The organism is Pseudomonas fontis (assembly GCF_028656955.1).
In the GTDB taxonomy this organism is placed as follows: domain Bacteria; phylum Pseudomonadota; class Gammaproteobacteria; order Pseudomonadales; family Pseudomonadaceae; genus Aquipseudomonas; species Aquipseudomonas fontis.
Genome location: NZ_JAMDGY010000013.1, coordinates 95,051 through 115,362 on the forward strand (window position 1 = coordinate 95,051; position 20,312 = coordinate 115,362).

Below are 20,312 nucleotides of genomic sequence, written 5' to 3' on the forward strand. Positions count from 1 at the left end.
TCTGTGGGAGCCGGCCTTGCGGCGATATGCGCCTCAAGCCTCCTGCATGAACTGCTGCCGATACTGGTTCGGCGACAACTCCGTGTGCTGCCTGAACAGCCGGGCAAAGAAACTCGCATCGTCATAACCGACCTCATAGCTGATGGTCTTGATGCTCTTGCGCGTGCCCGACAACAAGCCCTTCGCCGTCTCGATGCGCAGCCGCTGCAGGTAGTGCAGGGGCTTGTCGCCCGTGGCGCTCTGGAACCTGCGCATGAAGTTGCGAATGCTCATGCCATGGTTGCGCGCGACATCCTCGAAGCGGAACTTGTCGGAGAAGTGCTCCTCAAGCCATTGCTGGATCTGCAGGATGATCAGGTCCTGGTGCAGCTTCTGCCCGCCAAAGCCCATGCGCCCCGGGGTGTAGTTGCGCTGCACTTCATAGAGGATGTCGCGGGCCACGGCCTGGGCCACGTTGGCCCCGCAGAAGCGTTCGATCAGGTAGATGTAGAGGTCGCACGCGGAGGTGGTGCCGCCGGCGCAGTACAGGTTATCAGCGTCGGTCAGGTGCTTGTCCTGGTTCAGCGTGACCTTGGGGAAGCGTTCGGTGAACTGGTTGAAGAAACGCCAGTAGGTGGTCGCCTCCTTGCCATCGAGCAAGCCAGCCTCGGCCAGCCAGAACACGCCACTGGCTTCACCACACAGCACGGCGCCACGCGCATGCTGCTCACGCAGCCACGGCAACACCTGGGGGTAACGCTGGCAGAGTGCATCGAAGTCGTCCCAGAACGCCGGGAGGATGATGATGTCGGCTTGTTCCAGGCCGCTGTCCACCGGGATCGAAACGTCACTGAAACTGTGTACGGGCAAGCCATCGGGACTCACTAGACGAGTCTCGAACATCGGTTGCAAGCCCAGGCCTAGCTGCTTGCCGTAACGCAGGCTGGCCAGGTGGAAAAAATCCTTGGCCTGCATCAGGGTCGATGCAAACACGTTATCAATGGCCAGGATACTGACGCGCCGCAGGGATGCGGTGGGTTGGGTAAACATCATTGTCTTTATTCTTATAGGGTAGAGTGGTCAATCACCGGCTGGATCGTCTTATTTTTTGGCGATTGTGTCTACCCTCGGTTCCCGTGACGTGCACGGGAACCGTTAGCGCAGGTTACGGCGCGGGGTTTGGCTGGTCCTGATGGATGGCCTCGATGCTCGCCAGCAGCTCTTCGCTGAGCTTCAGGTTGATGCTGCCCAGGTTGCTCTCCAGCTGCTCCAGCGACGTCGCGCCGATAATGTTGCTGGTCACGAACGGTTGGCGGGTGACGAACGCCAGCGCCATCTGCGCCGGGTCCAGGCCATGTTCGCGGGCAAGGTTGACGTAGCGGGTACAGGCCGCCACGGTCTGCGGGTTGGAGTAGCGGGCAAAGCGGCTGAACAGGGTCAGGCGGCCGTTGGCAGGGCGAGCGCCGTGCTCGTATTTGCCCGAGAGCATGCCGAAGGCCAGCGGCGAATAGGCCAGCAGGCCGCACTGCTCACGTATGGCGACCTCGGCCAGGCCGACCTCGAAGCTGCGGTTGAGCAGGTTGTAGGGGTTCTGGATCGACACTGCTCGCGGCCAACCACGGCTCTCGGCCAGGTGCAGGAACTTCAGGGTGCCCCACGGCGTTTCGTTGGACAGGCCAATATGGCGGATCTTGCCGGCCTTGACCTGCTCGTCGAGCACTTCCAGGGTTTCTTCCAGCGGTGTGAACAGGTCCTGGGGCAGGTGCTGGTAACCCAGCTTGCCGAAGAAATTGGTGCTGCGCTCCGGCCAATGCAGCTGGTAGAGGTCGATCCAGTCGGTCTGCAGGCGCTTGAGGCTGGCGTCCAGCGCCGCAACGATGTGCTGGCGGTTGTGCTTGAGCTGGCCGTCGCGAATGTGGCTGATGCCGTTGCCCGGCCCGGCTATCTTGCTGGCGAGGATCCAGTCGGCGCGATCCCCGTGCTGGCGAAACCAGTTGCCGATATAGCGCTCAGTGACAGCGTAGGTCTCGGGGCGCGGCGGCACCGGGTACATCTCGGCGGTGTCGATGAAATTGATCCCGGCGGCCTTGGCCTGGTTGATCTGGGCGAACGCTTCAGCCTGGTCGTTTTGCTCGCCCCAGGTCATGGTGCCCAGGCACAATTCGCTGACGTTCAGGTCGGTCCGGCCCAGCTTGCGATAGTCCATGCGTCACTCCAAGGCAAAAGAAGCATAAAAGCAGGTTGATATTTTTTGCGCAATCTGGATAATTCTGCACCTCTCTCAGCAGTGGAAGTGATGCCCCGCTCGCCGAAGAATCTTGCCGTATATTTGGACGTGCTGACCCGAGCCCCCGATAGCGTCCGTATCCGGCTGCCTTTGACCTTGTCAAAGTACGCACTATTCAGTAAGATCCGCCGTCTATTTTGCTGGGCGGCCCCTGAGGCTATAAAGAATGAAAACTTTCTCTGCTAAACCAGAAACAGTAAAGCGCGACTGGTTCGTCGTCGACGCTGCTGGTCAGACCCTGGGTCGTCTGGCCACCGAAATCGCGAGCCGTCTGCGTGGCAAGCACAAGCCAGAATACACCCCTCACGTTGACACCGGCGACTACATCGTCGTTATCAACGCTGAGCAAGTACGTGTAACTGGTGCCAAAACCACCGACAAAATGTACTACTCCCACTCCGGTTTCCCGGGCGGCATCAAGGAAATCAACTTCGAGAAGTTGATCGCCAAGGCCCCTGAGCGCGTGATCGAGACCGCGGTCAAAGGCATGCTGCCTAAGAACCCGCTGGGTCGCGACATGTACCGTAAGCTGAAAGTCTATGCGGGCGCTGCTCACCCTCATACTGCTCAGCAGCCCCAAGAACTGAAGATTTAACGGAATAGTTCATTATGTCGGCGACTCAAAATTACGGCACTGGCCGTCGCAAGACTGCAACCGCACGCGTTTTCCTGCGTCCGGGTACTGGCAGCATCTCCATCAACAACCGTTCTCTGGACGTGTTCTTCGGTCGTGAAACCGCGCGCATGGTAGTTCGCCAGCCGCTGGAACTGACTGAAACCACCGAGAAGTTCGACATCTACGTCACCGTCGCTGGTGGTGGTGTTAGCGGTCAAGCCGGTGCAATCCGTCACGGTATCACCCGTGCCCTGATGGCATACGACGAGACTCTGCGTAGCGCCCTGCGTAAAGCTGGCTTCGTGACTCGTGACGCTCGTGAAGTTGAGCGTAAGAAAGTCGGCCTGCGTAAAGCACGTAAGCGTCCTCAGTACTCCAAGCGTTAATTCGCTTCGGCGTTCAAAAAAAGCCCGGTTCCTGTGGAACCGGGCTTTTTTTATGTCTTGAATAAAGTGGACTAAGGTTCTCTGTGACATTGTGCCGCATATGACGCAGGTCAAGTCCTGTAAGGGATGCAGGCCCTTAGCCAGTCTAATCACCTTGTCAGAGCAGGGTCTTTTCATTACCATGCGGCAAATTTTGAGCAGTTCAGAAATTACTTAAGTAGATGCCTGTTGCAACAGGCCACAAAGCTGATGGGAGAGGACTGAATGAGCAATGACGGCGTCAATGCAGGCCGGCGCCGCTTCCTTGTAGCAGCCACGTCCGTGGTGGGTGCTGCAGGAGCGGTAGGGGCTGCGGTCCCGTTCGTAGGGTCATGGTTCCCCAGTGCCAAGGCAAAAGCCGCTGGTGCACCGGTGAAGGTCAACGTCGGCAAGGTCGAGCCGGGTCAGCAGATGATTGCGGAGTGGCGCGGTCAACCAGTGTTCATCGTGCGTCGAACGGATGAGATTCTCGCCAATCTGAAAAAAATCGAAGGCGACCTCTCCGATCCAGAATCCAAAGCTTCGGATCAGCCCGCTTACGTCGACCCGGAGAACCGCGCGATCAAGGCGCAGATCCTGGTGCTGGTCGGCCTGTGCACTCACCTGGGTTGCTCGCCGACGTTCCGTCCGGAAGTGGCGCCAGTCGACCTCGGCCCCAAGTGGGTCGGTGGTTACTTCTGCCCCTGCCACGGCTCCCACTACGACCTCGCAGGTCGCGTCTACAAGTCCCAGCCGGCACCGCTCAATCTGCCGGTCCCGCCGCACTCGTACGAGTCTGATGACGTCATCGTCATTGGTGTCGACCAGGAGAAAGCGTGATGAGTAAGTTGATGGACTGGGTCGATGCCCGCTTCCCCGCGACCAAGATGTGGGAAGACCACCTGAGCAAGTATTACGCGCCGAAGAACTTCAACTTCTTCTACTTCTTCGGCTCCCTGGCACTGTTGGTGCTGGTCAACCAGATCGTCACCGGTGTGTGGCTGACCATGAGCTTCACGCCATCGGCCGAAGAGGCGTTCGCCTCGGTCGAATACATCATGCGTGACGTCGAGTACGGCTGGATCCTGCGCTACCTGCACTCCACCGGGGCGTCAGCGTTCTTCGTCGTGGTCTACCTGCACATGTTCCGTGGCCTGCTCTACGGCTCGTACCAGAAGCCGCGTGAGCTGGTCTGGCTGTTCGGCATGCTGATCTACCTGGCGCTGATGGCAGAGGCCTTCATGGGCTACCTGCTGCCGTGGGGCCAGATGTCCTACTGGGGTGCCCAGGTGATCATCTCGCTGTTCGGTGCCATTCCGGTGATCGGCAACGACCTGACCCAGTGGATCCGTGGTGACTACCTGATCTCGGGCATCACCCTGAACCGCTTCTTCGCCTTGCACGTGGTGGCCCTGCCTATCGTGATCCTCGGCCTGGTGGTGCTGCACATCCTGGCGCTGCACGAAGTGGGTTCGAACAACCCGGATGGCGTCGACATCAAGAAGCACAAGGACGAGAACGGCATCCCGCTGGACGGTATCGCCTTCCATCCGTACTACACCGTGAAAGACATTGTCGGTGTCGTGGTGTTCCTCTTCGTGTTCTGCTCCATTGTGTTCTTCTTCCCGGAAATGGGCGGCTACTTCCTCGAAAAACCGAACTTCGAGCAGGCTAACGCCTTCAAGACCCCTGAGCACATTGCCCCGGTCTGGTACTTCACACCGTTCTACGCAATCTTGCGGGCGGTGCCAGACAAGCTGTTTGGCGTGATCGCCATGGGCGCCGCGATTGCCGTGCTGTTCGTCCTGCCATGGCTGGACCGTAGCCCGGTCAAGTCGATGCGCTACAAGGGCTGGTTGAGCAAGGCCTGGCTGGTGGTGTTCTGCATTTCCTTCGTGATCCTGGGCGTATTGGGCGTGCTGGCGCCGACCCCCGGCCGCACGCTGCTCTCGCAGGTATGTACCTTCCTGTATTTCGCCTACTTCATTCTGATGCCGTTCTACACCAGGCTTGAGAAGACCAAACCGGTTCCGGAAAGGGTGACTGGCTGATGAAAAAGCTATTTGCAGTATTGATTCTGGCAGTGATGCCCACCCTGACCTTCGCTGCCGAACACGGCGTCGAGCTGGACAAGGTCGATATCGATCTGACCGACAAGGCCGCCATGCAGGACGGTGCGCGCACCTTTGCCAACTATTGCATGGGTTGCCACAGCGCCAAGTTCCAGCGTTACGAGCGCGTGGCCGATGACCTCGGTATTCCGCATGAGCTGATGCTGGAAAAGCTGGTGTTCACCGGTGCCAAGATTGGCGACCACATGAACATCGGCATGCAGCCGGCTGACGCCAAGGCCTACTTCGGCGCGGCGCCGCCCGACCTGACCCTGGTGGCGCGAGTGCGCGGCACGGACTGGCTGTACAGCTACCTGCGGGCCTTCTACGAAGACCCGACACGTCCGTGGGGGGTGAACAACAAGATCTTCCCGAACGTTGGCATGCCGAACGTGCTGGTCGGTCTGCAGGGTCGCCAGGTGGTCGGTTGCAAGCAAGTGCAGATGGTGGTCGACGGCAAGAAGCAGTTTGACCCGCTGACTGGCACTCCTTTGACCCATGAAGCCTGTGACCAGCTGACCATCGTGCCGAAATCCGGTACCCTGACGCCAGAGCAGTTCGACGAGAAGGTCAAGAACCTGGTGACCTTCCTGGCCTATTCGGCCAACCCGGTCAAACTGGAAAGCCAACGCATCGGCACCTACGTGCTGTTGTACCTGGCCTTCTTCTTCGTATTCGCCTACCTGCTCAAGCGCGAATACTGGAAGGACGTGCACTGATCACGCAGTAATTTCTGGTAGTTGAACGCGCGCCCTGGGGCGCCCCTGGAAACAGGGGTGGCCTCAGGGCGCGTTTGCATTTGTGTATTCATAATTTCAACATGCGAGGAGGACCACCATGGGCGTGACCAATCGGTTAGCCTGCTACTCCGACCCCGCTGACCACTATTCTCATCGGGTGCGCATCGTTCTCGCCGAGAAGGGTGTCAGCGTCGAAATCATCAATGTCGAGGCCGGCCAACAGCCTGCCAAATTGCTCGAGGCCAACCCTTACGGCAGCTTGCCGACCCTGGTTGACCGCGACCTGGCGTTGTATGAATCGACGGTGGTAATGGAATACCTCGATGAACGTTATCCGCACCCGCCGCTGCTGCCGGTGTATCCGGTGGCGCGGGCCAATAGTCGTCTGCTGATCCATCGTATCCAGCGCGACTGGTGTGCGCTGGTTGACCTGATTCTCGATCCACGCAGCAAGGAACCTGCGCGGGTGCAGGCGCGCAAGGAGCTGCGCGAGAGCCTGACCGGCGTGTCGCCGTTGTTTGGCGACAAGCCGTATTTCCTCAGTGAGGATCAAACGCTGGTCGACTGTTGTCTATTGCCCATACTGTGGCGTTTGCCGGTATTGGGTATTGAATTGCCGCGGCCAGCCAAGCCGCTGCTCGATTACATGGAGCGCCAGTTTGCCCGTGAAGCTTTCCAGGCAAGTCTGTCCGCTGCTGAACGTGAAATGCGCTAGGTTTTAAGGAGCTTTTGATGAACTCCAGTCGCCCCTATTTGGTGCGTGCATTGTATGAGTGGATCGTCGACAACGATTGCACTCCGCACATACTGGTCAACGCCGAGTACCCGGCTGTACAGGTACCCCAGGGTTTCGCCAGCGATGGCCAGATCGTCTTGAACGTGTCGCCCAACGCTGTGCGTCACTTGCACATGGACAACGACGCAGTGAGCTTTGAGGGCCGCTTTGGCGGCGTGGCGCACACGTTGTATGTGCCGTCTGCGGCGATTCTCGGCATCTATGCCCGTGAGAATGGCCAGGGCATGGTGTTCGAGCTCGAGCCGCCGGTCATCGAGGAAGATGACCTGGAAGACGAAGGTGACGAGCCGGATGATGACGGTCCGCCGAGTGGCGGGCAGCCGCCGCGCCCAAGTGGCCGGCCAAGCCTGAAGGTGGTGAAGTAATAAAAAAGGCGACCTTCGGGTCGCCTTTTTCATGGGGGCTGCACTTACAGGTCGGAAATGGTCCGAACCTGGTCCTTGTTGATGCGGGTGCGTTTGCCGTCCGGTTGTTCGAACTCGTAGAAGCCCGAGCTGCGGTCGTATTTCGGTGCGTCGATGGCCTGGATTTCACGGCCGTCGTTCAGCGTGATCAGGGCAGGGGTGGAGCAGCCGGCCAGGGTGGCGAAAGCGCCGATCAACAGGGCGGACAGCAGACCGTTTTTCATTGCGGGTATTCCTGGTTTGAGTGGGGTGTTGAATGCATCGCCGGCAAGGCCGGCTCCCACAGGTTTTTGGTTGCACGCCAATCCCATGTGGGAGCCGGCGTTGCCGGCGATTGCCATCAGTCGATGTATTCGAACAGCTTGACGATCTTCTGCACGCCCGACACGCCCTGCACCAGGCCAGTGGCGCGCGCCGCTTCCTGTTGGGTCAGCAGGCCCAGCATGTAGACGATGCCATTCTCGGTGATCACCTTGATGCGTGAGCCGGGAATGGTGTTGTCGGTGAGCATCTGCGTCTTGATCTTGGTGGTCAGCCAGGCATCGTTGTTGCGCGCCAGCAGCGAAGACGGCGGCAGCACCTGCAGCTCGTTGTGTACCTTCTTCACCCGCTGGACCTGGCCGGCGGCTTGCTCGGCAAGGCTCTTCAGGTCGGCACGTGGGGTCTGCCCGGCCAACAGCACAATGCCGTTGAAGCTGCTGACAACAATGTGCGAGTTCTGGTCAAGGTCAGGGCTGGCCTTGGCCACGTTGACCGCCACCTTGGTTTCGATCAGTGAGTCGTCGATCTTGCTGCCGAAGGTGCGGGTGCCACGATCGTCCTCAATCGGCGTGTCGCGGGTGGCGGTGAGCACCGAGCTGCAGCCGGTCAGGCTCAGGCACAGGGTCAGGGCCATCAGGCCGAGGCGATTAGGGGTCATTCTTCACTCCCGAACAATTGGCTGTCGATCAGATCGCAAAGGCAATGGATCGTCAGCAGGTGGACTTCCTGGATACGTGCGGTGACGTTGGCCGGGACGCGAATCTCGACATCCTCGGGCAGCAGCAGCGAAGCCATGCCGCCACCGTCGCGTCCGGTCAGAGCTACGACAATCATTTCGCGATCATGTGCGGCCTGGATCGCTTGAATAATGTTGGCCGAGTTGCCGCTGGTGGAAATCGCCAGCAGTACATCGCCCGGTTGGCCCAGGGCGCGGATCTGCTTGGAGAAGATCTCGTTGTAGCTGTAGTCGTTGGCGATCGAGGTGATCGTCGAGCTGTCGGTGGTCAGCGCAATGGCTGGCAGGCTCGGGCGTTCACGCTCGAAGCGGTTGAGTAGCTCGGAAGAAAAGTGCTGGGCATCGCCGGCCGAACCGCCGTTGCCGCAAGCGAGCATCTTGCCCTCGTTGAGCAGCGCATTGACCATCACCTGACTGGCTTGCTCGATGTGCGGTGCAAGGACTTCCATCGCCTGTTGCTTGGTGTTGATGCTGGCCTGGAAAAGCTGGCGAATTCGGGATTGCATGTCCATCTGTGTGACCTTAAGTGGGGCGGCTGGTCGGGCGTGTCGGGAGGCTGTTGCAAAGGTCCCGGCACATGACTGTGCAGCCCGCGAAGCAAAGAGCAAAAAAGTGGCTGGGTAAAAGGTGCGTCAGTCGGGCGGGGTCAGCTCTCGAAGGCGTTTTTCAGCCAGTCCAAAGGGTGACCCGCATGGCCGTTGCCTTGCAGGGCGATCACGTCGAAACGGCAGGGATGGTGGGCCCAGTGCGGTTCTTTCTGAAGGAAAGACTGGGCGGCTAGCACCAGTTTCTCCTGCTTGCGTGCATCGATACTGCCAAGTGCGCCGCCGAAGTCTGCGTGCAGCCGGTATCGGACTTCGACGAATACTACTGTATCGCTGTCGAGCATGACCAGATCAAGCTCGCCGCGTTTGCATCGCCAGTTTTGCGCCAGGAGGGTCAGGCCTTGCCCTTGAAGGTGCTGCAAGGCCTGAAGTTCGGCAGCCTTGCCGGCCGCCTGGCGCGAACTGTGGTGCATTAGCGTGGGGTGTCTGGCAGGCGCTTGACCTGACCGCCGGCAAACTCTGCCCACGGCAACTGGCGCTCGACGCGCTGGTTCGGGTTCATGCTCAGGCTGCCGGAGAGGCCTTCGACGCGGTTGTCTGGCAGTGCCTTGAGCTGACCCAGGCGTGGCGCCAGGCTGTAGGCGTCGACGCCCATGGCGTAGAGGCGACCCAGGCTCCCGGCTGCCTGTGGCCATTGCTGGACCACTTGCTGACGCAGGCTGTTGCCGCTGTCGAGCAACCATGGGGTTTCGCAGAAGCGAATGCCGTTCATGTCGTTGTACTGGTTCACGTCACCACTGGCGCTATACACGTTCGAGGTGGCATAGACCGGTACGTCACCGGCGTATTGGAAGTTCAGGGTCGGCTTGATCTGTTGAGCCTGCTGCGGGGTGGCAGCGAGGAAGATGAAGTCGATGTCCTGGCGGCGCGACGGCTGGGCCGAAACGTTGCCGCCCACGGTGCTTTGCAGGCTCTTGGCGCGGCCTTCGCTTTGGCGCAGCTGGAACAGGTCGGCGATCTGCTGGGCCAGGGCCACTGGTTGGGCAACGTGCTCGGCAGCGATCAGGGTGCCACCGTTGGCTTCCCAATCCTGGCGGAAGGCCTTGAGGACGCGGTCGCCCCATTCGCCACTTGGCACCAGGGCCACGGCGCGGCGCATGCCGTCGGCGCGGGCGCGGCGGGAGACTTCGCGGGCTTCGTCTTCAGCGGCCAGGCCGAACTGGAACAACTGGGCCGGGCCATTCTGGCCGGCATCGCTGTAGTTCAGGGCCAGGGTAGTGATCGGCAGTTGCGGGCGGGCGGCGAGCTGCTTGACCAGGGGTTTCTCCAGCGGGCCGACGACCAGTTGGACGCCTGCGGCCTGGGCCTGACGATAGAAGTCATCCAGCGAGGTCAGGCGCGAGCTGTCGAACACTTGCACTTGTGGCGGCTTCTGGCCCGCTTGCTGAGCCTGGAAGTGGGCGGCCATGAAGCCGTCACGCAGGGCCTTGGCGACCGAGGCCAGCGGGCCTTCCTGCGGCAGCAGCAGGGCGATCTTGGTCAGTGGTTGGCTGGCCAGTTCCTTGAGCTTGATCAGCGGCACGGGCAGTTGCACGGCGGCCGGGTGGTCGGCGTGCTGGCTGCGCCAGGTCTCGATGGCCGCTTGTTGTTGCTCCAGGGTGCCAGCGCTTTTCACCGCCAGGGCCAGGCTGGTCCAGCCGGCCATGACGTCATTGCCGGCGCCTGCGCCTTGCAGTTGATCGGTTGGCAGTGCCGCGACCAGGTTCCAGATTGCTTCGTGGTTGGCGCTGGCAGCGTTGCCGGTCAGCAGCGGGGCGAGGGCGACGCGCTCCTGGGCGGCGGCCAGGGTCTGGCCATCGGCTTCCAGGGCGGCAGCGCGGACGCTGCGGGTACGGGCCTGGAGGTCTTGCGGCATTTCGTTCAGGCGCGCCAGGCTTGGGTGGCTCAGGGCGCTGAGGGCGGCCTTGGGCTGGTTGCGAGTAATGGCCAGTTCTGCGGCCAGGGTGCTGGCATACACTTGCTGGGCAGGCTTGAGGGTGTCCAGCTGGACCTGCTCAAGGATGCGCGCGGCGCGGACGTTGTCCTTCTGCCGATAAGCCAGGTCCGCAGCGCTCAGGCGCAGCAGGGCGGCTTTTTCAGGTGTCTTGCTGGTGGAGGCCTGCTCGAGCAGTTGCTCGATGCTGGCATCCGGAGTGCGTGGCAGTTCACCCAGGCTGGACGAAGGCGAACTGGCGCAGGCTGCCAGCAGGGCAGCGAGGCAGAGGGCTGAGAGCAGCCGCAGGCAAGCGATCATGTAAGGGTCCTGTTACTCGATCAAATTAACCTGCAATTGTACCCAAGCGTTGGCCGGGGCGCGATCTTGCTGGCGTTAATCCTTCAATATAGGTCGCCGGACTGCCCTCGGACGCCCCGTTGGTAACGCATTGTTGCCGGCTATCGGGCTACAATGGCGCTTTGATCAACATGACAGGTGTTTGCTGTGTCCGATGCTCCAGGTGCTTCCAAATCCGCTACCGGTACCCTCTATGTGGTGGCCACGCCGATCGGCAACCTGGATGACATGAGTGCCCGGGCCTTGAAAATCCTCGGTGATGTGGCGCTGATTGCTGCTGAAGACACCCGTCACTCGATTCGCTTGCTGCAACATTTCGGTATCAATACGCCGCTGGCGGCCTGCCATGAGCACAACGAGCGCGAGGAGGGTAGCAGTCGCTTCCTCGGGCGTTTGCTGGCTGGTGACAATGTTGCGCTGATTTCCGATGCCGGCACGCCACTGATTTCCGATCCGGGCTATCACCTGGTGCGCCAGGCGCGTGCCGCCGGCATCGCCGTGGTGCCGGTACCGGGGGCCTGCGCGCTGATCGCCGCGCTGTCGGCGGCGGGCCTGCCGTCTGATCGCTTCATCTTTGAAGGGTTCCTGCCGGCCAAGTCGGTTGGGCGTCGCGCGCGCCTGAGCCTGGTCAAGGAAGAGCCGCGCACGTTGATCTTCTACGAGGCGCCGCATCGCATTCTGGAATGCCTGCAGGACATGGAGGCGATATTCGGTGGTGAGCGCCAGGCGCTGCTTGCGCGCGAGCTGACCAAGACCTTCGAGACCCTCAAGGGCCTGCCATTGGCCGAGTTGCGCGCCTTCGTCGAAGCCGACAGCAATCAGCAGCGCGGCGAGTGCGTGGTGTTGGTCGCCGGCTACACGGCGCCGGACGATGAGGATGCCGTCGGCACCGAAGCCATGCGGGTGCTCGACCTGCTATTGGCAGAGATGCCGCTCAAGCGTGCTGCTGCTCTGGCGGCGGAAATTACCGGCGTTCGTAAGAATGTTCTGTATCAGGCAGCGCTGGATAAACAGAAAGACCACTGATGTCATAGTGATATTATTTGTTTTATCGCTTGTTCTTGAGCCCGCCTACCGTTAACCTTTGCGGCGGAGAGTCGATTGGACAGTCGCTGCCTTCTTTTGTTCGCAAAAGAGGGGGGAGGAAAGTCCGGGCTCCATAGGGCGGAGTGCCAGGTAATGCCTGGGGGGCGTGAGCCTACGGAAAGTGCCACAGAAAATAACCGCCTAAGCACTTCGGTGCCGGTAAGGGTGAAAAGGTGCGGTAAGAGCGCACCGCACGTCTGGTAACAGTTCGTGGCTAGGTAAACCCCACTCGGAGCAAGACCAAATAGGGTTCCATATGGCGCGGCCCGCGTTGGAACCGGGTAGGTTGCTAAAGGCGTCCAGTGATGGCCGTCGTAGAGGAATGACTGTCCTCGACAGAACCCGGCTTACAGATCGACTCTCCACCTCTTTCCCTCCCTGCTTGATTCGATAGCAGACGCGTCTCCGTAATACCGAAAAAATCTTACTCTTAATAAATCACTTTAACTTTGAACTCTATCCGTTTGAGTGGCTTCGCTTTTTCCCGCCATAAATCCCTCCAAATAGTCCATTCCTGTTGCGATGTTGAGCTAAATCTCCGATCTGTAAGGGTTTTCCTTATAAGCGCGCCTTGACGGTGTGGTAGGCGGATTCCTATAGTGTGCGCAAGTGGCAGAAAGTGGCACGAAGTGGGTTTTCAGAGACAAAAAAGCTAACATTTAAGGGTGAGCAGCCGTGTTCCGCGGAGCCAACGCAATCAACCTCGACGCCAAAGGCCGTCTCGCGATGCCGAGCCGGTACCGTGACGAGCTCGATTCGCGCAGTTCCGGGCAGTTGATCGTGACGATCGATGCGGTTGATCCCTGTTTATGTGTGTACCCGCTCGATGAGTGGGAACTGATCGAGGCCAAGTTGCGCGCCTTGCCGTCGTTACGCGAAGAGAACCGTCGCCTGCAGCGTTTGCTGATCGGCAATGCGGTTGATCTGGAGCTCGATGGCAGCGGGCGTTTTCTGGTGCCGCCCCGTCTGCGCGAATACGCCAAGCTCGACAAGCGGGCAATGCTTGTGGGGCAACTGAACAAATTCCAATTGTGGGACGAGGATGCCTGGAACGCTGTTGCTGCAGCGGACCTGGTAGCCATTCAACAACCGGGCGCCATGCCTGATGAACTGCGTGATTTGATCCTGTGACTATAGATAGCGGCTTTAACCACATCACCGTACTGCTTGACGAAGCCGTTGAGGCTCTCGCCGTACGCGCCGATGGCTGCTACCTCGATGGCACCTTCGGACGCGGTGGGCACAGTCGCCTGATTCTCCGGCACCTGGGGCCGGATGGCCGGCTGCTCGGGTTCGATAAAGATCCTCAAGCGATTGCCACCGGGCAAGCGCTGGCGGCCGAAGACGGCCGCTTTGTCATTGTGCAGCGCAGCTTTGCCGAGCTTGGCGAAGAGGTCGTAGAGCGCGGCCTGGCTGGCAAGGTCAATGGCATCCTGATGGACCTGGGCGTGTCGTCGCCGCAGCTTGATGACCCGGAACGCGGCTTCAGCTTCATGAACGATGGCCCGCTGGACATGCGCATGGACCCGAGCCGTGGCGTCAGCGCTGCCGAGTTCATCGCCACTGCGCCGGCTGAAGAAATCGCCCGGGTGTTCAAGGAATACGGAGAAGAGCGTTTCGCCAAGCGCATGGCCAACGCCGTCGTGGCCCGGCGTGAAATTACCCCGTTCGAGCGCACGGCTGATCTTGCCGAAGTGCTGAAGGTTGCCAACCCGGCTTGGGAAAAGGGCAAAAACCCGGCGACCCGTGCGTTCCAGGGCCTGCGTATCCACGTCAACAATGAGCTGGGCGACCTGGAGGTCGGCCTGCAAGCTGCACTCGATACCCTCGAAGTCGGTGGTCGCCTGGTGGTGATCAGCTTCCACTCGCTGGAAGACCGCATCGTCAAGCTGTTCATGCGCAAGCTGGTCAAGGGCGAGGCGGACAACCTGCCGCGCAACCTGCCGGTTCAGCACAAGGTGTTCGAGCCGAAAATCAAGGTGCATGGCAAGGCCCAGTTCGCTTCCGAGGCGGAACTCAAGGCCAACCCGCGTTCGCGTAGCGCCGTCATGCGTGTGGCGGAGAAGCTTAGGTGAGCAGGCTCTTTGCCAAGCCATTGCCAGGCGGAAGCTTCCTGATGCTTCTGCTGTTTATCGGCGTGCTGGTTTCCGCCATCGCCGTGTCCTACAGCGCGCACTGGAATCGTCAGTTGCTCAATACCCTGTACGGTGAACTCAGCGAGCGCGACAAGGCGCAGGCCGAGTGGGGCCGGCTGATTCTCGAGCAGAGCACCTGGACCGCCCATAGCCGTATCGAGGCCCTGGCCAGCGAACAGCTGAAAATGCGCATCCCGGCCGCCGACGAAGTGCGGATGGTGGCGCCATGATGAAGCTTGAAGGTGCACTCTACCCTTGGCGGTTCCGCGTGGTCATCGCCTTGCTGGCAATCATGGTCGGCGCGATTACCTGGCGCATCATCGACCTGCAGGTCGTCGATCGCGCGTTCCTCAAGGGGCAGGGCGATGCTCGCAGCCTGCGCCACATTCCGATCCCGGCGCACCGTGGCCTGATCACCGACCGCAACGGCGAACCGCTGGCAGTGAGTACCCCGGTGACCACCCTGTGGGCCAACCCGAAAGAGATGCAGGCCTCCAAGGACCGCTGGCCGGCGCTTGCCGCTGCACTGGGGCAAAATCCCAAGGCACTGGAAGATCGCCTTGAGCAGCAAGCCAGCAAAGAATTCATCTACCTGGTCCGTGGCCTGACCCCGGAGCAGGGCCAGGTCGTGCTCGACCTCAAGGTGCCAGGTGTTTACGGCATCGAGGAATTCCGCCGCTTCTACCCGGCCGGTGATGTCGCCGCGCACATGGTCGGCTTTACCGACCTCGACGACCACGGTCGCGAAGGGGTGGAACTGGCCTACGACGAATGGCTGGCCGGGGTGCCCGGCAAGCGCCAGGTGATCAAGGACCGGCGCGGCCGGCTGATCAAGGACATCCAGGTCACCAAGAACGCCAAGGCCGGCAAGACCTTGGCGTTGTCGATCGACCTGCGCCTGCAATACCTGGCCACCCGTGAACTGCGCAACGCCATTGCCGAGCAGGAAGCCAAGGCCGGTAGCCTGGTGATCATGGACGTCAAGACCGGCGAAGTGCTGGCCATGGTCAACCAGCCAACCTACAACCCGAACAACCGCCGCAGCATGTTCCCGGCGGCCATGCGTAACCGGGCGATCATCGACGTGTTCGAGCCTGGCTCCACGGTCAAGCCGTTCTCCATGAGTGCTGCGTTGCAAAGTGGCCGCTGGAAGCCTTCCGACAAGGTCGAGGTCTACCCGGGCACCCTGCAACTGGGGCGCTACACCATTCGTGACGTTTCCCGCAGCGAAGGCCCGATCCTCGACCTGACCGGCATCCTGATCAACTCCAGTAACGTCGGCATGAGCAAGATCGCCTTTGATATCGGTGGCGAATCCATTTACCGCGTGATGTCCAGCCTCGGCCTTGGCCAGTACACCGGCCTGGGCTTCCCGGGTGAGCGCGTCGGCAACCTGCCTAACCACCGCGAGTGGCGCAAGGCCGAGACCGCTACCCTGTCCTACGGCTACGGCCTGTCGGTGACCGCGTTGCAGTTGGTGCATGCGTACGCTGCGCTGGCCAACGACGGCAAGATGGTCCCGCTGAGCATCCTCAAGGTCGACAAGCCGCCAGAGGCGACCCAGGTGCTGGCGAAAGAAACCGCAGAAACCATTCAAGGCATGCTGCAGCAGGTGATTGAAGCACCGCGCGGCGTGTTCCGTGCCCAGGTGCCGTCGTACCACGTCGGCGGCAAATCGGGTACTGCGCGTAAAGCCACCATTGGTTCCAAGGGCTACACCGAAAACGCCTATCGGTCGCTGTTCACCGGCTTCGGCCCGATGAGCGACCCACGTTATGCCATCGTCGTGGTGATCGACGAGCCGAGCAAGGGCGGCTATTTCGGCGGCCTGGTTTCGGCACCGGTGTTCAGCAAGGTGATGTCCGGCACGCTGCGTCTGATGAACGTGCCGCCAGACAACCTGCCACCGCCAAGTCCACAGCAGCAAGTTGATGCTGCGCCCGCCAAAGGAGGGCGCGGTTGATGACAATGCCACTGAGTAAACTGTTTGCCCTGAATGATGGCAACAAGGACCCGCTGATCCGCGAGCTGACCCTGGACAGCCGTAGCGTGCGCGCGGGCGACCTGTTCCTCGCCGTGCCCGGTGCCAAGCTCGATGGTCGTGGGCATATTGCCGACGCACTCAAGCGCGGCGCGGCAGCGATTGCCTATGAGGTGCAAGGTGCCACCGTATTGCCGATCACCGATGTGCCGATGATTCCGGTCAAGGGCCTGATTGCCCAGCTGTCCGATATTGCCGGTCGCTTCTATGGCGAGCCGAGCCGTCAGCTGGACCTGGTCGGCGTCACCGGCACCAACGGCAAGACCAGCGTCACCCAGTTGGTTGCCCAGGCGCTGGACCTGCTCGGCAAGCGCTGCGGCCTGATTGGCACCCTGGGTACCGGCTTCTACGGCGAGCTGCAAAGCGGCCGCTTGACCACGCCAGACCCGATCGCCGTGCAGGCGACCTTGAGCGACCTGAAGAAGGGCGGCGCGAAAGCGGTTGCCATGGAAGTTTCCTCCCATGCCCTGGAACAAGGTCGTGTGGCGGCGCTGGCTTTCGATATCGTGGTGATGACCAACCTGTCCCGCGATCACCTGGACTATCACGGCAGCATGGAGGCCTACCAGGCCGCCAAGGCACGCCTGTTCGCCTGGCAGAACCTGCGCTGCCGGGTGGTCAACCTGGATGACGATTTTGGTCGCAGCCTGGCCGCCCAGAAGGGTGAGTCACGCCTGATCAGCTACAGCCTCATCGACCCGGCCGCGACCTTGTACTGCCGCGAAGCGACGTTTGATGACGACGGTGTACGTGCCACGCTGGTGACGGCGCAGGGCGAGCATCTGTTGCGCAGCCGTCTGCTCGGGCGTTTCAACCTGAGCAACGTCCTGGCCGCGGTGGGTACGCTGATGGCGATGAACTACGCGCTGGATGAGATTCTGAAGGTCACTCCGAAGCTGGAAGGCCCGGTCGGGCGCATGCAGCGCCTGGGTGGCGGCAACAAGCCGCTGGTGGTGGTCGATTACGCGCACACCCCCGATGCGCTGGAAAAAGTGCTTGAAGCGCTGCGCCCTCACGCCCAGGGCCGGCTGTTGTGCCTGTTTGGCTGTGGCGGTGACCGTGATCGCGGCAAGCGTCCGCTGATGGCTGAAGTCGCCGAACGCCTGGCCGATGGCGTACTGGTCACCGATGACAACCCGCGCAGCGAAGACCCACAACAGATCTTTGCCGATATCCGCCCAGGGTTCACCCAAGGCCAAAGCGTCGAGTTCGTTGCCGGTCGCGGTGAGGCGATTGCCCGCCTGGTCGCCAGTGCCCGCGCAAACGATGTCATCGTCCTGGCCGGTAAAGGGCACGAGGATTATCAGGAGATCATGGGCGAACGCCATGACTTCTCCGACCTGGTTGAAGCAGAGAAAGCCCTCGCGGTATGGGAGGCCTCACATGCTTAAGCCGTTGAGCCTGAGTCAACTCACCGACGCCCTGAACGGCCGTCTGGTCGGCGCTGATGCCACCTTTACCGGGGTCAGCATCGACAGCCGCGCAATCGTTGCCGGGCAGTTGTTCGTGGCATTGACGGGGCCGCGTTTCGACGGTCATGACTACCTCAACGAGGTGGCCGGCAAGGGCGCCGTAGCGGCTTTGGTTGAGCGCGAAGTAGCGAACAGCACGCTGCCACAACTGGTGGTGGCCGACACCCGTGATGCACTGGGCCAACTGGGCGCGCTGAATCGCGCCGCCTTCAGCCAGCCGGTTGCCGCGATTACCGGCTCCAGCGGCAAGACCACGGTCAAGGAAATGCTCGCCAGCATCCTGCGTACGCGCGGCCCGGTGCTGGCCACCCGTGGCAACCTGAACAACGACCTGGGCGCTCCGCTGACCCTGCTGGAAATCGCCCCGCAACACACGGCGGCGGTAATCGAGCTGGGCGCTTCGCGCGTCGGCGAAATCCGCTACACCGTAGACCTGACGCAACCACAAGTTGCCTTGATCAACAACGCCGGCACCGCTCATGTCGGTGAGTTCGGCGGGCCAGAGAAGATTGTCGAAGCCAAGGGCGAGATCCTTGAGGGGCTGGGGAAGGACGGCGTCGCGGTATTGAACCTGGATGACCAGGCCTTCGGCATCTGGAAACAGCGCGCCGGCAATCATCGCGTGCTGACGTTCGCCCTGGCCAATGCCAGTGCCGACTTCCACGCAGGCAACATCAGCTACGACCAGCGCGGCTGCCCAGCCTTTGACCTGCACAGCCCGTCGGGCGTGGAGCGGGTCCAGCTCAACCTGCTGGGCATTCACAACGTCAGCAATGCCCTGTCTGCGGCCGCTGCGGCACATGCCTTTGGCCTGACGTTGAGCGGCATTGTCGCCGGGCTGAACGCCGTGCAACCGGTCAAGGGGCGCACCGTGGTGCAGATGGCCCCTAATGGTGTGCGGGTAATTGACGACAGTTACAACGCAAACCCCACCTCCATGTGCGCTGCCGTTGATATACTCGCCGGCTTTTCCGGGCGCACCGTCCTGGTGCTCGGGGATATCGGCGAATTGGGCCAGTGGGCCGAGGAAGGGCATCGCCAGGTCGGCGAGTACGCCAAGGGCAAGGTTGCCGCGCTGTATGCCGTGGGTCCGATGATGGCCCACGCGGTCTCGGCGTTCGGTAACGATGCCCGCCATTTTGCCAATCAAGCTGATCTGATCGACGCCGTTCGCGCCGAACAGGCCAACAACACCACTATTTTGATCAAGGGTTCGCGCAGCGCTGCGATGGAAAACGTCGTAGTGGCTTTGTGCGGTTCCAGCGGGGAGAAACATTAATGCTGCTGCTGCTGGCTGAGTATCTGCAACAGTTCTACAAAGGCTTCGCGGTCTTCCAGTACCTGACCCTGCGCGGGATTCTCGGTGTACTGACCGCGTTGTCGCTGTCCCTGTGCCTGGGGCCCTGGATGATTCGTACCCTGCAGATTCGCCAGATCGGTCAAGCGGTTCGCAATGACGGCCCGCAATCGCACCTGTCCAAATCCGGCACCCCGACCATGGGCGGTGCACTGATCCTCTCGGCCATCGGCATCAGCACGCTGCTGTGGGCCGACCTGAGCAACCGCTATGTCTGGGTGGTGCTGATCGTCACCTTGCTGTTTGGCGCCATCGGCTGGGTCGATGACTACCGCAAGGTGATCGAGAAGAACTCCCGTGGCTTGCCAAGCCGCTGGAAATACTTCTGGCAATCGGTGTTCGGCCTGGGCGCGGCGATCTTCCTCTACATGACCGCACCGACCAGCGTGGAAACCACCCTGATCGTGCCGATGGTCAAGGACGTGTACATCCCGCTGGGCATTGGTTTCGTGGTGCTGACCTACTTCGTGATCGTCGGTTCAAGCAACGCGGTCAACCTGACCGACGGCCTCGACGGCCTGGCGATCATGCCGACGGTAATGGTTGGCGGCGCCCTGGGCATCTTCTGCTACCTGTCGGGCAACGTGAAATTCGCTGAATACCTGCTGATCCCTTACGTACCGGGCGCAGGTGAGCTGATCGTGTTCTGCGGCGCGCTGATCGGTGCCGGCCTGGGCTTCCTGTGGTTCAACACCTACCCGGCACAGGTCTTCATGGGTGATGTCGGCGCACTGGCACTGGGTGCAGCGCTGGGCACCATCGCGGTGATCGTCCGTCAGGAAATCGTCCTGTTCATCATGGGTGGCGTGTTCGTCATGGAAACCCTGTCGGTGGTGATCCAGGTTGCTTCCTTCAAATTGACCGGCAAGCGGGTGTTCCGCATGGCGCCGATTCACCACCACTTTGAACTCAAGGGTTGGCCCGAGCCTCGGGTGATCGTCCGCTTCTGGATCATCACCGTGATTCTCGTGCTGATTGGCCTTGCCACCCTGAAACTGAGGTAGAAACGC

General features: G+C 61.0%; 22 protein-coding genes and 1 other RNA gene. 16 read left to right on the forward strand and 7 right to left on the reverse strand.

The window, feature by feature from the left end; translation table 11 throughout:
* Positions 1–33: 33 nt before the first annotated feature.
* A complete protein-coding gene (locus tag M5G11_RS04835) occupies positions 34–930 on the reverse strand; it encodes a GlxA family transcriptional regulator (protein WP_273909497.1) in 897 nt (298 codons plus the stop codon).
* Between the two features lie 214 nt (positions 931–1,144).
* The gene (locus M5G11_RS04840; protein ID WP_273909439.1) at positions 1,145–2,185 is read right to left on the reverse strand and encodes an NADP(H)-dependent aldo-keto reductase; all 1,041 of its coding nucleotides are present in this window, start codon (positions 2,183–2,185) and stop codon (positions 1,145–1,147) included.
* 247 nt (positions 2,186–2,432) lie between these two features.
* Here M5G11_RS04840 and rplM point away from each other — a divergent pair, with 247 nt between their 5' ends.
* From rplM to M5G11_RS04875, 7 genes are all read left to right on the forward strand, one after another.
* Positions 2,433–2,861, forward strand: a complete 429-nt coding sequence (gene rplM / locus M5G11_RS04845; RefSeq protein WP_273909440.1) for a 50S ribosomal protein L13 — start codon at positions 2,433–2,435, stop codon at positions 2,859–2,861.
* A gap of 14 nt (positions 2,862–2,875) precedes the next feature.
* Positions 2,876–3,268, forward strand: a complete 393-nt coding sequence (gene rpsI / locus M5G11_RS04850) for a 30S ribosomal protein S9 (protein WP_116549419.1) — start codon at positions 2,876–2,878, stop codon at positions 3,266–3,268.
* A gap of 264 nt (positions 3,269–3,532) precedes the next feature.
* Positions 3,533–4,126 carry a ubiquinol-cytochrome c reductase iron-sulfur subunit gene (gene petA, locus M5G11_RS04855; protein WP_273909441.1) on the forward strand — a complete coding sequence of 198 codons (594 nt, stop codon included), beginning with the start codon at positions 3,533–3,535 and terminating at the stop codon, positions 4,124–4,126.
* The gene (locus M5G11_RS04860) at positions 4,126–5,337 is read left to right on the forward strand and encodes a cytochrome b (protein WP_273909442.1); all 1,212 of its coding nucleotides are present in this window, start codon (positions 4,126–4,128) and stop codon (positions 5,335–5,337) included. Before petA ends, M5G11_RS04860 begins: the two co-directional genes overlap by 1 nt.
* Positions 5,337–6,116 carry a cytochrome c1 gene (locus M5G11_RS04865; RefSeq protein WP_273909443.1) on the forward strand — a complete coding sequence of 260 codons (780 nt, stop codon included), beginning with the start codon at positions 5,337–5,339 and terminating at the stop codon, positions 6,114–6,116. Before M5G11_RS04860 ends, M5G11_RS04865 begins: the two co-directional genes overlap by 1 nt.
* Positions 6,117–6,234: 118 nt before the next feature.
* Positions 6,235–6,852 (forward strand): glutathione S-transferase N-terminal domain-containing protein, encoded by a 618-nt coding sequence (locus tag M5G11_RS04870; protein ID WP_273909444.1) that lies wholly within the window; start codon positions 6,235–6,237, stop codon positions 6,850–6,852.
* A gap of 17 nt (positions 6,853–6,869) precedes the next feature.
* Positions 6,870–7,298, forward strand: coding sequence for a ClpXP protease specificity-enhancing factor (locus M5G11_RS04875; protein ID WP_273909445.1), 429 nt, complete (start codon positions 6,870–6,872; stop codon positions 7,296–7,298).
* A gap of 44 nt (positions 7,299–7,342) precedes the next feature.
* Here the strand turns inward: M5G11_RS04875 and M5G11_RS04880 are convergent, their stop codons facing one another.
* The 5 genes from M5G11_RS04880 to M5G11_RS04900 all read right to left on the reverse strand — a co-directional run bounded on the left by M5G11_RS04880 (position 7,343) and on the right by M5G11_RS04900 (position 11,172).
* Positions 7,343–7,561, reverse strand: coding sequence for a YgdI/YgdR family lipoprotein (locus M5G11_RS04880; RefSeq protein WP_273909446.1), 219 nt, complete (start codon positions 7,559–7,561; stop codon positions 7,343–7,345).
* Between the two features lie 116 nt (positions 7,562–7,677).
* On the reverse strand, positions 7,678–8,256 hold the full coding sequence (locus tag M5G11_RS04885) for a BON domain-containing protein (RefSeq protein WP_273909447.1): 579 nt from the start codon (positions 8,254–8,256) through the stop codon (positions 7,678–7,680).
* On the reverse strand, positions 8,253–8,846 hold the full coding sequence (locus tag M5G11_RS04890) for a phosphoheptose isomerase (protein ID WP_273909448.1): 594 nt from the start codon (positions 8,844–8,846) through the stop codon (positions 8,253–8,255). The genes M5G11_RS04885 and M5G11_RS04890 overlap by 4 nt, the downstream gene beginning before the upstream one ends.
* Before the next feature lie 134 nt (positions 8,847–8,980).
* Positions 8,981–9,352 carry a YraN family protein gene (locus M5G11_RS04895; protein ID WP_273909449.1) on the reverse strand — a complete coding sequence of 124 codons (372 nt, stop codon included), beginning with the start codon at positions 9,350–9,352 and terminating at the stop codon, positions 8,981–8,983.
* Complete coding sequence (locus M5G11_RS04900; RefSeq protein ID WP_273909450.1) at positions 9,352–11,172, reverse strand: penicillin-binding protein activator; 1,821 nt, start codon at positions 11,170–11,172, stop codon at positions 9,352–9,354. The genes M5G11_RS04895 and M5G11_RS04900 overlap by 1 nt, the downstream gene beginning before the upstream one ends.
* 186 nt (positions 11,173–11,358) lie before the next feature.
* On the opposite strand from M5G11_RS04900, the gene rsmI reads away from it, so the two are divergent.
* The 9 genes from rsmI to mraY all read left to right on the forward strand — a co-directional run bounded on the left by rsmI (position 11,359) and on the right by mraY (position 20,306).
* Positions 11,359–12,237, forward strand: coding sequence for a 16S rRNA (cytidine(1402)-2'-O)-methyltransferase (rsmI, locus tag M5G11_RS04905; RefSeq protein ID WP_273909451.1), 879 nt, complete (start codon positions 11,359–11,361; stop codon positions 12,235–12,237).
* Positions 12,238–12,304: 67 nt separating this feature from the next.
* Positions 12,305–12,663, forward strand: an RNA gene (gene rnpB, locus M5G11_RS04910) — RNase P RNA component class A.
* 309 nt (positions 12,664–12,972) lie between these two features.
* Positions 12,973–13,428 (forward strand): division/cell wall cluster transcriptional repressor MraZ, encoded by a 456-nt coding sequence (gene mraZ, locus M5G11_RS04915; protein WP_043862058.1) that lies wholly within the window; start codon positions 12,973–12,975, stop codon positions 13,426–13,428.
* Positions 13,425–14,372 (forward strand): 16S rRNA (cytosine(1402)-N(4))-methyltransferase RsmH, encoded by a 948-nt coding sequence (gene rsmH / locus M5G11_RS04920; protein WP_420793786.1) that lies wholly within the window; start codon positions 13,425–13,427, stop codon positions 14,370–14,372. The genes mraZ and rsmH overlap by 4 nt, the downstream gene beginning before the upstream one ends.
* Positions 14,369–14,662, forward strand: coding sequence for a cell division protein FtsL (gene ftsL / locus M5G11_RS04925; protein WP_273909452.1), 294 nt, complete (start codon positions 14,369–14,371; stop codon positions 14,660–14,662). The genes rsmH and ftsL overlap by 4 nt, the downstream gene beginning before the upstream one ends.
* Positions 14,662–16,395, forward strand: a complete 1,734-nt coding sequence (locus M5G11_RS04930; RefSeq protein WP_273909499.1) for a peptidoglycan D,D-transpeptidase FtsI family protein — start codon at positions 14,662–14,664, stop codon at positions 16,393–16,395. Before ftsL ends, M5G11_RS04930 begins: the two co-directional genes overlap by 1 nt.
* Positions 16,395–17,864: a UDP-N-acetylmuramoyl-L-alanyl-D-glutamate--2,6-diaminopimelate ligase gene (locus tag M5G11_RS04935; RefSeq protein ID WP_273909453.1), complete on the forward strand. Its 1,470-nt coding sequence runs from the start codon at positions 16,395–16,397 to the stop codon at positions 17,862–17,864. The genes M5G11_RS04930 and M5G11_RS04935 overlap by 1 nt, the downstream gene beginning before the upstream one ends.
* Positions 17,857–19,224: a UDP-N-acetylmuramoyl-tripeptide--D-alanyl-D-alanine ligase gene (locus M5G11_RS04940; protein WP_273909454.1), complete on the forward strand. Its 1,368-nt coding sequence runs from the start codon at positions 17,857–17,859 to the stop codon at positions 19,222–19,224. The genes M5G11_RS04935 and M5G11_RS04940 overlap by 8 nt, the downstream gene beginning before the upstream one ends.
* Positions 19,224–20,306, forward strand: a complete 1,083-nt coding sequence (gene mraY, locus M5G11_RS04945; RefSeq protein ID WP_273909455.1) for a phospho-N-acetylmuramoyl-pentapeptide-transferase — start codon at positions 19,224–19,226, stop codon at positions 20,304–20,306. Before M5G11_RS04940 ends, mraY begins: the two co-directional genes overlap by 1 nt.
* The last annotated feature ends 6 nt before the right edge of the window (positions 20,307–20,312 follow it).